Here is an 11,694-nt window from a genome sequence, read left to right as displayed (position 1 = left end):
AAGCGCGGCACCTTTCGAGGGTGCCGCGCTTTTTTATCGCCGCCGTGCCGGCCTGCCGAGAACTCAGAACGAGTGCTCGGGCCCGGGGAAACTGCCGTCCTTGACCGCGCGCACATAGGCCTCGACGGCCGCCAGGATGCTCGGCTGGCCGTGCATGAAGTCCTTCACGAAGCGCGGGCGCTTGCCGGGGAAGATGCCCAGCATGTCGTGCAGCACCAGCACCTGGCCCGAGCAGTTGAGACCGGCGCCGATGCCGATGGTCGGCGTGCTGACGAGTTCGGTCAGCTCCGAGGCCACCAGGGTCGGCACCGCCTCGAGCACCATCAGCTGCGCGCCGGCCTGCTCCAGTGCCTTGGCATCGCGCAGCAGCTGGGCCGCGCCCGCCTCGGTCTTGCCCTGCACCTTGAAGCCGCCGAAGGCGTGCACCGATTGCGGCGTGAGCCCCAGGTGCGGACAGACCGGCACCGCGCGCTCGACCAGGAAGCGCACCGTCTCGGCCAGCCATTCGCCGCCCTCCAGCTTGACCATCTGCGCGCCGGCTCGCATCAGCTTGACCGAGCTCTCGAAGGCCTGCTCGGGCGTGCCGTAGGTGCCGAACGGCAGGTCGGCGACGATCAGCGCGCGCGGCTGGGCGCGCGCCACGCAGGCCGTGTGATAAGCGATCTCGTCGAGCGTGACGGGCAGGGTGGTGGTCTGGCCTTGCAGCACGTTGCCGAGCGAATCGCCGATCAGCAGCGCGTCGACGCCGGCGCGATCGAGCAGCGAGGCGAAGCTCGCGTCGTAGCAGGTCAGCATCGCGATCTTCTCGCCGGCCGCGCGCATCTGTTGCAGCTTGGGCACGGTGATGGCCGCGCGGCTCGATTCCTGGAGATAGGTCATGGGAGATCCGGTTCGTGAGGAAAGACAGGCGGCGCGACGACGCTGATCAGCGGTCGGCGCCGCCCTTGACGAAGGATTCCTTGCGGCCGCGCATGGTCTCGATGCGCGTCATCAGCAGTGCAAGGTCGTCCGGCGAGTCGAGCGGATTCAGGTGTTCCGCGGCGACGGTGAGGACCGGCGTGCGGTCGTAGTGATAGAAGAATTCGTTGTAGGCGTCGCACAGCGAGCGCAGGTAGGCGTCGCCGATCTGCAGCTCCATCGCGATGCCGCGCTTCTGGATGCGCGCGTAGAGGACCTCGGGGCTGGCCTGCAGGTAGACCACGAGGTCCGGCGCCGGGGCCGGCACGTCGACGCGCTCGGCCAGTGCGCGATAGAGCTGCCATTCGTCGTCGCCCAGCGTCAGGCGCGCGAAGATCTCGTTCTTCTGCGGCATGTAGTCGGCCACGATCGCCAGGCCCGCCGCCTGGGCGGCCGCCAGCTCCTGCGCCTGCTGCGCGCGCTGCAGCGCGAACGACAGCTGCGCGGGCAGCGCGTAGCGCGCGCCCTCGCGATAGAAGCGTTCGAGAAAAGGATTGTCCTGCGGTCGCTCGAGCAGGGGGCGCATCGCCCAGCGTTCGGCGATCAATGCCGCCAGCGAGGTCTTGCCTACGCCGATCGGCCCCTCGATCGCGATGTAGCGGTGCGGCGGGCGCGGGTCGGGCGGCGTGACGGTCAGCGGGGTCGCGTTCATCGGCAGCGGCTTTTGTCGTTCGCGGCCTTCATCGCCATCAGGCACTGGCAGGTCTGCACCTTCTCGATGCGCTGGTCGGCCACCGCGGTCAGGAAGGCCTGCGCGTGGCCGTGGATCGGGATCGCCAGCGCCGGGTCGAGCTCGACCAGCGGCACCAGCACGAAGGCGCGCCCGGTCAGGCGCGGATGCGGCACCACCAGGTCGGGTTCGTCGATGGTGTGATCGCCGTACAGCAGGATGTCGATGTCGAGCGTGCGCGGCGCGTTGTGGAACGGCCGCTCGCGGCCGAAGTGGTGCTCGATCTGCTGGCAGAGCCTGAGCAATTCGCGGGCCGCCAGACGCGTCTCGATCTTGACCGCGCAGTTGTAGTAGTCGTCACCGCCGGCGTCGATCGGCGCCGTCCGGTACAGGCTCGATTTGCCGAGCACGGTGACCGCGCATTGCTGCGCGAGGCAGACCACCGCATCCTTCAATGTCTGGCGCGCATCGCCGAGATTCGCGCCGAGGCCGAGATAAGCAAGCGTCATGGCATCCACTTCCTGCGTCGTCCGACGGCTCAGTCGTCCGCATCCGGCGCTTCGGCCGGTTGCGGCTGCGCGGCGCCGTCTTCCGGCCGGCGGTTGCGCGCGCCGCCGCGGCGGCGGCGCTTGCGGGGCCCGGCGGCCCCTGGTGAGCCAGGCGCCTTGTCGCGCGACGTGCCCTGGGTGAGCAGCGTCTCGCGTGCCGCGGCATCGCCGTCGATGAAATCCGTCCACCACTGCGCCACCGATTCGTCCAGTTCGCCGGACTCGCAGCGCAGCAGGAGGAAATCATACCCCGCTCTAAATCTTTGGTGTTCCAGCAGCCGGATCGCGCTGCGACCCGAGCGTTTCTCGAGGCGCAGTTGCAGGCCCCAGATCTCGCGCATGTCGGCCGAGTAGCGCTTGTGGATCGCCAGCTTCTCGGTCTGCATCTCCAGCACGTCGTCCATCGCGCGCTGCAGGGCCGGCACCGGGAACTCGCCGTTGGCGACGTACTGGTTCCAGCGCTGGCGCATGTCGTGCCAGAGCAGGGTCGCGAACAAAAAGCCGGGCGAGACCGACTTGCCGGCGCGCACGCGCGCGTCGGTGTTGTTCAGCGCCAGCGTGATGAACTTCTCGCCCTGGGGCTGTTCGAGCACCACGTCGAGCAGCGGCAGCAGCCCGTGGTGCAGGCCTTCGCCGCGCAGTTGCTTCAGGCAGGCCAGCGCGTGGCCCGAGAGCAGCAGCTTGAGCATCTCGTCGAACAGGCGCGCGGCCGGCACGTTGTTGATCAGGTCGGCCAGCGGCTTGATCGGATCGCGCGTGTGCGGCTCGATGTTGAAGCCGAGCTTGGCCGCGAAGCGCACCACGCGCAGCATGCGCACCGGATCCTCGCGGTAGCGCGTGGCCGGATCGCCGATCATGCGCAACAAGCGTGCGCGCATGTCGGCCATGCCGTCGTGGTAGTCGAGCACGGTCTGCGTCGCGGGGTCGTAATACATCGCGTTGATCGTGAAGTCGCGGCGCGCCGCGTCCTCGTGCTGCTCGCCCCAGACGTTGTCGCGCAGCACGCGGCCGCTGGCGTCCACCGCGTGGGTGCGCCGGTCCAGCTCGTCGCGCTTCATGCGGCGCGGCGGCGGCGCGTCGGCGGGCGGTGCCTCGGCCGGTGCGTCGACCAGCGCGCGGAAGGTCGAGACCTCGATCAGCTCCTGGCCGAACTGCACGTGCACGATCTGGAAGCGGCGCCCGATCAGGCGCGCGCGGCGGAACAGGCGCTGCACCTCGGTCGGGGTGGCGTCGGTGGCGACGTCGAAATCCTTGGGCGCGATGCCGAACAGCAGGTCGCGTACCGCGCCGCCGACGATGAAGGCGCGAAAACCCGCCTGCTGCAGCGTGTCGGTCACACGGACCGCGTTGCGCGAGATCAGCGAGGGATCGATGCCGTGCACGGCGGCCGGCACGATGGTGGGGTCGGTGCGCCGCTCGGCCACTTTCGCGGCGTCACGCGCGGCCTGCTTCTGCGCGCTCGCTTTTTTGGTGGCGGTGGCCGGCGCGCGCGGGGCGGCGCGTTCGGACGGCGCGGCCTCGGCGGGGGCGGAATCGTCGCGGGCGGCGCTATCGTCCTGCCCGAGCAGCTTGCGGATGAGTTTCTTGATCACGAAGGTTGGAATAGATCGAGGATGCGCCAGCCCTGCTCGCGGGCATGCGTGCGCAGCGTGTCGTCGGGGTTGGTCGCGACCGGGTCGGTGACTTTCGCGAGCAGCGGGATGTCGTTGTGCGAGTCGCTGTAGAAGTAGCTGCGCTCGAAATCGGCCAGGCTCTTGCCGAGCGAGGCGAGCCAGGCCTCGGTGCGCGCGATCTTGCCCTCGCGGAAGCTCGGCATGCCGGTGGCGCGGCCGGTGAGGTCGGAGGCCGGGTGGCCGTCGACCGTCTCGACCTCGCAGGCGATCAGGGTCTCGACGCCGAAGGCATCGGCGATCGGGCGCGTCACGAAGGCATTGGTGGCGGTGACGATGCAGCAGAGGTCGCCCGCCTCCCGATGCCGGCGCACCAGCTCGAGCGCGGCCGGCAGCATCGCCGGGCGGATCACTTCCTGCATGTACTGCTCGTGCCAGGCGTCGAGTTGCGCGCGCGGGTGCTTCGCCAGCGGCGCCAGCGCGGCGGCCAGGTAGGCGTGGATGTCGAGCGTGCCGGCCTTGTAGTCGGCGTAGAAACGGTCGTTCTGACGCTTGAAGCTTTCCGCGTCGACGAGACCGAGCTTGATCATGAAGCGACCCCATTCGTGGTCGCTGTCGGTCGGGATCAAGGTGTGATCGAGGTCAAAGAGTGCCAGATTTGTCATGGAGGGGCATTTTACTTGAAGCTACTTGATCTGGCCGGAACCGCCCGCCTCGCGCTCCAGCGTGGCCAGCAGCGTGCGCAGCAGCGGCAGCGTGACGGCGCGTTTCTGTTCGAGCGAGAAGCGGTCGAGCGCGTCGAGCAGGGCCATCAGGCTCGGCATGTCGCGCCGGTAGTGCGTGAGCAGGTAGGCGGGCACGTCGTCGGCGATGGCGATGCCGCGGTCGCGCGCGGCGCGCTTGAAGACCGCCGCCTTGTCGGCGTCGGACAGCGGCGCGAGATGGAACACCAGGCCCCAGCCCAGGCGCGTGCGCAGGTCCTCGCGCACGTCGAGCGCGAGCGGCGCGGCCGGCCCCGCGCCGACGAAGGCGCTGGACGGGTGGGCGCGCACCTCGTTGAACAGGTTGAACAGGGCGATCTGCTGGTTGTCGCTCATCGCGTCGATGTCGTCGACGGCGTACAGCGAGACGCGCGGGTCGAAGGCGATCGCGCCGAGCGGGCTTTGCGGCGTCAGGTAGCGCGCGCTGCCGTAGGAGGTGTCGTAGACCAGCGCCTGCAGCAGGTGGCTGCGGCCGCTGCCGGCCTCGCCCCAGACATAGAAGGAGCGGTCGGCCACCGGGCCCGCCGCGAGCGCCAGATCGAGCCGGCGCAGCCGCGAGACGAGCTCGTCGTTGGCCCCGATGGTGAAGTTCTCGAAGGTACGCGGCGGCGGGGTGCCGAGGTCGAGCGTCAGTTGACGGGTGGCGGTCACGATGCGGGGCGGTTGAGGTCGGGCTCGCGCCGTGCGGCGGCAGGCAGGGGGAAGCGATCGGAGCCGTGGCGCCGCGCGGCTGTCGTGGCGGCCCAACGTCGGGCGGGCCGGGCGGGTGCCGGGCGACGGCGGCAGGCACGTGCCGGGCTTCGTTTCGCGGCCGCGTCCGTCGTCGTCGACATGCCGCCGGCACGGGCCGGCCCTGGCTGGCGCGGCATCGCGCCGGTGCTGGCCGGCGGCCGCGCGAACGGCGATGAAAACGGGGACGATTCGGACACGATGGTTTCCGTCGAAAGATCGGCGCGGGAATTCGGCCGGGCGTCCGGCTTCGGGTAAAATCGCATTTTACCGACCTTCTCGCATTCCCCCATGACTTCTCCGAAATCCGCTCCCGACGCCCAAAGTCTTTCCTACCGTGACGCGGGCGTCGACATCGACGCGGGCGATGCCCTCATCGACAAGATCAAGCCCTTTGCGAAGAAAACGCTGCGCGACGGCGTGCTCGGCGGGATCGGCGGATTCGGCGCGCTGTTCGAGGTGCCCAAGCGCTACCAGGAGCCGGTGCTGGTGTCGGGTACCGACGGCGTGGGCACCAAGCTCAAGCTGGCCTTCCACCTGAACCGCCACGACACGGTCGGCCAGGACCTGGTGGCGATGAGCGTCAACGACATCCTGGTGCAGGGTGCCGAGCCGCTGTTCTTCCTCGACTACTTCGCCTGCGGCAAGCTCGACGTCGATACCGCGGCCACCGTCATCAAGGGCATCGCGACGGGCTGCGAACTGTCGGGCTGCGCGCTGATCGGCGGCGAGACCGCGGAAATGCCGGGCATGTACCCGGACGGCGAATACGACCTGGCCGGTTTCGCGGTCGGCGCGGTGGAGAAGAGCAGGATCATCGACGGCAGCACCATCGCCGAGGGCGACGTGGTGCTGGGCCTGGCCTCGAGCGGCATCCACTCGAACGGCTTCTCGCTGGTGCGCAAGATCATCGAGCGCGCCAACCCGGACCTGAACGCGCCGTTCGACGGCCGCACGCTGGCCGACGCGCTGATCGCGCCGACCCGCATCTACGTCAAGCCGCTGCTCGCGCTGATGGCCAAGCTGACGGTCAAGGGCATGGCCCACATCACCGGCGGCGGCCTGGTCGAGAACATCCCGCGCGTGCTGCGCGAAGGCCTGACGGCCGAGCTCGACCAGCGCGCCTGGACCCTGCCGCCGCTGTTCCAGTGGCTGCAGGAGCACGGCGGCGTGGCCGACGCGGAAATGCACCGCGTGTTCAACTGCGGGATCGGGATGGCCGTGATCGTGTCGGCCGCCGATGCCGACGCGGCCGTGGCGGAACTGAGCGCCGCCGGCGAGCAGGTCTGGAAGATCGGCCGCGTGCGCGCGAGCCGCGAAGGCGAGGCGCAGACGGTGGTTGTCTGAGGTAGCGGAAGGACGAACCGGGCGGCGCGTTGCGGTGCCGCCGATCGTCCATCCACCCGGCAGGAATACGAAGGGCCGCGATTTCGAATCGCGGCCCTTTTCGTTTGGCGGATCGAATCGAGCGGAGCCGGGCGTTAGCCGGCGTTCGCCTCCAGCACGCGCTCGAGCGCGGCCACCGCGCGCGCCGGCGCATCCTCGGCGCAGCAGTCGACCACCACCCGCTCCGGCATCGAGCGCAGCCAGGTGAGCTGCCGCTTGCAGAGCTGGCGCGTCGCGAACACGCCCTTGTCGCGCATGGTCGCGTGATCGGTCGCGCCGTCCAGGTATTCCCAGGCCTGCCGGTAGCCGACGCAGCGCATCGAGGGCAGGCCCAGGTGCAGGTCCTCGCGGCGGCGCAGCCGTTCCACCTCGTCGATGAAACCGGCCGCGAGCATCGCGTCGAAGCGCGTGGCGATGCGCGCGTGCAGCACCGCCCGGTCCGACGGTTCGAGCGCCACCGGCACGAAACGGTAGCGAGCGGCCGCCGCGTCCTCGCGCGGCGCCGCCAGCAGCGCCGACATCGGCTGCCCGCTCAGCATGAACACCTCGAGCGCGCGCTGGATGCGCTGCGCGTCGTTCGGCGCGAGCCGCGCGGCGGTGGCCGCGTCGACCCCGGCGAGCCGCGCATGCAGCGCCGGCCAGCCCTCGCGCGCGGCGTCCTCGTCGAGTCGCGCGCGCAGTTCGGGATCGGCGGCCGGCAGGGCGTTGAGCCCTTGCGTGAGCGCCTTGTAGTAGAGCATGGTGCCGCCCGCCAGCAGCGGGATGCGCCCGCGCGCGATGATCTCCTCGACCAGGCGCAGCGTGTCGGCACGGAATTCGGCGGCCGAGTAGGCGGCGGCCGGGTCGATGATGTCGATCAGGTGGTGCGGCACGCGCTCGCGTTCCTCGCGGCTGGGCTTGGCGGTGCCGATGTCCATGCCGCGATAGACCAGGGCCGAGTCGACGCTGACGATCTCGATCGGCAGGTGCTCGGCCAGCGCCAGCGCCGCGGCGGTCTTGCCCGAGGCGGTCGGGCCCAGCAGGCACGCCACCGTGAGCGGCGCGCGACGGTTCGTCATGTTCATTGTCCGCGCATGAACAGGCGGTCGAGATCGCCGAGCGTGAGCTGGTACCAGGTCGGGCGGCCGTGGTTGCACTGGTCGGCGCGTTCGGTCGCCTCCATCTGGCGCAGCAGCGCGTTCATCTCGTCGAGCGTGAGACGCCGGTTCGCGCGCACCGCGTGATGGCAGGCCAGCGTGCCCAGTAACTCGTGCTGGCGCTCGGTCAGCACGCGCGAGCCGCCGAATTCGTGCAGGTCGGCCAGGATCGCGCGCGCCAGCGTCGGCAAGTCCGCATCCTTCAGGAGGGCCGGCACGGCGCGGATCGCCAGCGTGGTGGGCGAGAGCATCGCCAGGTCGAAGCCGAGCGCGTCGAGCGTCTCGCGCTCCTCGTCGGCGGTGCCGATCTCGACCGGCGTGGCCGTGATCGTCACCGGCAGCAGCAGCGACTGCACCGCGATGCTGCGGTTGGCCAGCGCGGTCTTGAACTGCTCGTAGAGGATCCGCTCGTGCGCCGCGTGCATGTCCACGATCACCAGGCCCTGCGCGTTCTGCGCCAGCACGTAGATGCCGTGGACCTGGCCGAGTGCGAAGCCGAGCGGCTGCTGGTCGTGCGCGCCGCCGGCGGGCAGGCTGCCCGGCGTCGCGCCGAACGGTGCCGGGGCCGGCTCGGCCACGCTCGCGCCCGCGCTGCCGTCGCCGGCCTTGCCGGCCTTGCGGCCGAACAGGGCGTCGTAGAGCGCGAGCGGCTGCGCGACGGGCAGGGTGCCTTGCGTCATGCGCGATTGGCGCATCCAGGTGTTGCCCGAAACCGGGCGGGCGCTGCCGCCGCCAGCACCGCCACCGCCGAAACCACCGCTGCTGGAGGCCCCAGCGCCGAAGCGGGAGGCGCCAAAGCCGCCCGAGGCGCCGCCGCCGAAGCCGCCCGCGCCGTCGGCCGATGCCGTGCCGCCAGCCTCGCTGCCCGCCTCGCCGCCTTCCGAGCCGGCGCCCGCGCCAAGCGGCGTGCGCTCGAACGAGGCCGGGCTGCCCGGCTGGGCCGGCGCGAGGTGCGCGGCGTGCCCGCCCGCGGTGGTTTCCGGCGAGGCACCGGCGTGCCGCGCCAGCGCGCGCTGCACGGCATGGAACACATACTGGTGGATCGAGCGCGAATCGCGGAAACGCACCTCGATCTTCGAAGGATGCACGTTCACGTCGACCGCCTCGGGCGGCAGGTCGAGGAACAGCACGTAGGACGGGTAGCGATCGCCGTGCAGCACGTCCTCGTAGGCGGCGCGCACCGCGTGAGTCAGCAGCTTGTCGCGCACGAAGCGGCCGTTGACGAAGAAATATTGCTGGTCGGCGCGGCCGCGGCTGGCGGTCGGCAGGCCCGCGCAGCCGTAGACGGCCAGCGGCCCGGCGCGCTCGTCGAGCGGCAGGTGGGCGGTGGCGAAACCCTCGCCGAGGATCTTCGAGACACGCACCGCCGGCTCGCTGGCGTTCCAGTGCTCGACGGCACGGCCGTTGTGCAGCACCGAGATCGCCACCTCGGGCCGCGCCAGCGCCGCGCGGCGGATCATTTCCAGGCAGTGGCCGAATTCGGTCTGCTCGCTTTTCAGGAACTTTCGGCGCGCCGGCGTGTTGAAGTAGAGTTCGCGCACCTCGATGGTGGTGCCGCGCGTGCCGGCCGCGGGCGAGAGCGCGCCCGTATCGGCGTCGATGCGGGTGGCGTGCGCGGCGTCCTCGGTGCGGCTGGTGATCGACATCTCGGCGACCGAGGCGATCGAGGCTAGCGCCTCGCCGCGAAAGCCCAGCGTGGCGACCGACTCGAGCTCGTGCAGCGAGCGGATCTTGCTGGTGGCATGGCGCATCAGCGCGAGCGGCAGTTCGTCGGCGGGAATCCCGCAGCCGTCGTCGGTGATCGAGATCCGTTTGACGCCGCCTTCCTCGAGCACGATGCGCAGGCTGCTGGCGCCGGCGTCGATCGCGTTCTCCAGCAGCTCCTTGACCACGGAGGCGGGGCGCTCGACCACCTCGCCGGCCGCGATCTGGCTGATCAGCTGGTCGGGCAGCGGCTGGATCGCGCGCAGCGGGCGCGGGCTGGGGGCGGGCGCGGCAGCGCTGGCGTCGTCGGCGGCGGAATCGGTGAATTCGGACATGCCGCGATTATAGCGAGGCTGTCGCCGCCGCACCGGGCGCCGCCTCCGGGGGCTTTTTTCACGGAACCCTCAGGTTCTTTCGGTATCATTCCGCGGTCGCGCCGCAGCCCGGCGCCATCGTTCCCGTCATGTCTCGAAATCGAAGGAAACGCATTTGGATACGCTGATTCACTTTTTCGGTCTGGTTCTGCACATCGATGCGTTCCTGGGCCAGTTCATCCGGCAATACGGCGCCTGGGTGTACCTGGTGCTGTTCCTGATCGTGTTCTGCGAAACCGGCCTGGTGATCCTGCCCTTCCTGCCCGGCGATTCGCTGCTGTTCATCGCGGGCGCCTTCGCGGCCTCGGGCGAGATGAGCCTGGCGGGGCTGATCGTGCTGCTGCTGGTGGCGGCCACCGCCGGCAATACCGTGAACTACCTGATCGGCCGTGCTATCGGGCCCAAGGTGTTCGATACGCACATCCCCGTGCTGGAGCGCTTCCTCGATCGCGCCGCGCTGCAGAAGACCCATGATTTCTACGAGCGCCACGGCGGCAAGACCCTGGTGCTGGCGCGCTTCATCCCGGTGGTGCGGACCTTCGCGCCCTTCGTGGCCGGCGTGTCGATGATGCGTTTCGCGCGCTTCCAGTTCTTCAACGTGGCCGGCGCGCTGCTGTGGGTGCTGCTGCTGGTGCTGCTCGGCTACTTCTTCGGCAACATTCCCTTCATCCGCCAGTACCTGAACGTGATCGTGCTGGTGGGGATCGGCGCGGCGGCCGTGCCGGTGCTGATCGGCGGGGTCTGGAAGCTGCTGCGCGGCCGCTCGGGCGCGCAGCGCGCGGGCGGCGGCCGCGGCTGAGCCAGCGCCCGTCAGCCGCTGGGCTCCGGCGGTCCGCTGCGGCGGTACTCGAAACAACGCCCGCTCGTGGATCGAGCGGGCGTTGTCGTTTCCGCGGCACCGCGGCGGGGTTCAGCTCGCCGTGCGCTGGATGGTCGGCGTTTCCGGCGTCGGGTAGCCGGCCTCGCGGAAGGTCTCGATGATCACGCGATGCGCGTCGCAATAGACCTGCCAGTAGGTGGCGGGCGGCGTGTTGGGACGCACGAACAACAGCGGGCCCTCGGGGGTGAGCTGCAGGATGCCGATGTCGGGCGCGGGCGCCGACATCACGTTCGGGATCGCGGTGATCGCCGTGCGCAGCTTTGCGATTGCCTCGACCGGGTCGACGCCGTTGGCGATCTTGGCGGTCAGGTCCACGCGCCGATGCGGCGTCGCGCTGTAGTTGGCAATGTTGTCCGAGAAGATCTTGTTGTTGCCGACGATGGTCACCACGTTGTCGCCGGTCAGGATGGTGGTGCTGAACAGGCCCAGCTCCTTGACGGTGCCGGTCACGCCGGCCGCCGCGATCGAGTCGCCGACCTTGAACGGGCGCAGCACCTGCAGGAACACGCCGGCCGCGAAGTGGGCCAGCAGGCCGCCCCAGGCGGTGCCGACCGCCAGGCCGATGCCGGCCAGCAGCGCCGCGAAGGAGGTGGTCTGCACGCCGAACACCTGCAGGATCGCGAGGATCAGCACGATCGTCAGCAGCACGCTGACCACCGAGGAGAGGTAGTAGGCGAGCGTGGTGTCGACCTTGCCGCTGCGCTGCACGAGCCGGCTCAGCAGGCGCGTGGCGAGGCGGATCAGCCAGCGGCCGACGATCCATAGCGCGATCGCGGCGATCACCTTGAGGCCGAAATCGAGGCCGCGCGTCATCAGGAACTGCTGAGCGGTTGCGATATCCAGCATGGGTTCTCCGGGGGAGGAAATAGGGGCGCGACATGCGCCGGGCCGGCCTTTATACCTCGCCCGACGCGCACGCGGCAAGCCGGCCACGCCATC

At 70.1% G+C, this 11,694-nt stretch carries 11 protein-coding genes; 2 read left to right on the top strand and 9 right to left on the bottom strand.

The genetic code is table 11. The features are described 5' to 3' along the window. Nucleotides 1-63: 63 nt before the first annotated feature. Genes panB through hda form a run of 6 tightly spaced genes read right to left on the bottom strand, consistent with a single transcriptional unit; the run spans nucleotide 64 to nucleotide 5,197 of the window. Complete coding sequence (gene panB, locus FB600_RS20725; protein WP_013696727.1) at nucleotides 64-879, bottom strand: 3-methyl-2-oxobutanoate hydroxymethyltransferase; 816 nt, start codon at nucleotides 877-879, stop codon at nucleotides 64-66. Nucleotides 880-925: 46 nt separating this feature from the next. Then, nucleotides 926-1,609, bottom strand: coding sequence for a deoxynucleoside kinase (locus tag FB600_RS20720; protein ID WP_013696728.1), 684 nt, complete (start codon nucleotides 1,607-1,609; stop codon nucleotides 926-928). Beyond that, nucleotides 1,606-2,136 (bottom strand): 2-amino-4-hydroxy-6-hydroxymethyldihydropteridine diphosphokinase, encoded by a 531-nt coding sequence (gene folK / locus FB600_RS20715; protein ID WP_036048161.1) that lies wholly within the window; start codon nucleotides 2,134-2,136, stop codon nucleotides 1,606-1,608. Before folK ends, FB600_RS20720 begins: the two co-directional genes overlap by 4 nt. Nucleotides 2,137-2,165: 29 nt before the next feature. Further along, nucleotides 2,166-3,767: a polynucleotide adenylyltransferase PcnB gene (gene pcnB / locus FB600_RS20710; RefSeq protein WP_145757307.1), complete on the bottom strand. Its 1,602-nt coding sequence runs from the start codon at nucleotides 3,765-3,767 to the stop codon at nucleotides 2,166-2,168. Continuing rightward, a complete protein-coding gene (locus FB600_RS20705; protein ID WP_098181305.1) occupies nucleotides 3,764-4,450 on the bottom strand; it encodes an HAD family hydrolase in 687 nt (228 codons plus the stop codon). Before FB600_RS20705 ends, pcnB begins: the two co-directional genes overlap by 4 nt. Before the next feature lie 21 nt (nucleotides 4,451-4,471). Further along, nucleotides 4,472-5,197 carry a DnaA regulatory inactivator Hda gene (hda, locus tag FB600_RS20700; RefSeq protein ID WP_013696732.1) on the bottom strand — a complete coding sequence of 242 codons (726 nt, stop codon included), beginning with the start codon at nucleotides 5,195-5,197 and terminating at the stop codon, nucleotides 4,472-4,474. Between the two features lie 369 nt (nucleotides 5,198-5,566). On the opposite strand from hda, the gene purM reads away from it, so the two are divergent. Then, entirely contained in the window at nucleotides 5,567-6,622 is a 1,056-nt protein-coding gene (gene purM / locus FB600_RS20695) for a phosphoribosylformylglycinamidine cyclo-ligase (RefSeq protein ID WP_145757306.1), read from the top strand. Between the two features lie 134 nt (nucleotides 6,623-6,756). On the opposite strand, the gene miaA is transcribed toward purM, so the two are convergent. Both miaA and mutL read right to left on the bottom strand, forming a co-directional pair. After that, nucleotides 6,757-7,725, bottom strand: a complete 969-nt coding sequence (gene miaA, locus FB600_RS20690) for a tRNA (adenosine(37)-N6)-dimethylallyltransferase MiaA (RefSeq protein WP_098181303.1) — start codon at nucleotides 7,723-7,725, stop codon at nucleotides 6,757-6,759. Further along, nucleotides 7,722-9,836: a DNA mismatch repair endonuclease MutL gene (mutL, locus tag FB600_RS20685; protein ID WP_145757305.1), complete on the bottom strand. Its 2,115-nt coding sequence runs from the start codon at nucleotides 9,834-9,836 to the stop codon at nucleotides 7,722-7,724. Before mutL ends, miaA begins: the two co-directional genes overlap by 4 nt. A gap of 154 nt (nucleotides 9,837-9,990) precedes the next feature. Here mutL and FB600_RS20680 point away from each other — a divergent pair, with 154 nt between their 5' ends. Further along, the gene (locus tag FB600_RS20680) at nucleotides 9,991-10,674 is read left to right on the top strand and encodes a VTT domain-containing protein (protein WP_013696736.1); all 684 of its coding nucleotides are present in this window, start codon (nucleotides 9,991-9,993) and stop codon (nucleotides 10,672-10,674) included. 111 nt (nucleotides 10,675-10,785) lie between these two features. Here the strand turns inward: FB600_RS20680 and FB600_RS20675 are convergent, their stop codons facing one another. Further along, nucleotides 10,786-11,601, bottom strand: coding sequence for a mechanosensitive ion channel family protein (locus FB600_RS20675; RefSeq protein WP_096749695.1), 816 nt, complete (start codon nucleotides 11,599-11,601; stop codon nucleotides 10,786-10,788). Nucleotides 11,602-11,694: the final 93 nt, after the last annotated feature.

Origin of the sequence: Burkholderia sp. SJZ089 (genome assembly GCF_007828315.1) — a bacterium.
Classification (GTDB): domain Bacteria; phylum Pseudomonadota; class Gammaproteobacteria; order Burkholderiales; family Burkholderiaceae; genus Burkholderia; species Burkholderia gladioli.
The sequence above is the reverse complement of the archived record's forward strand: the minus strand, read 5'-3'. Positions and strand labels throughout refer to the sequence as shown.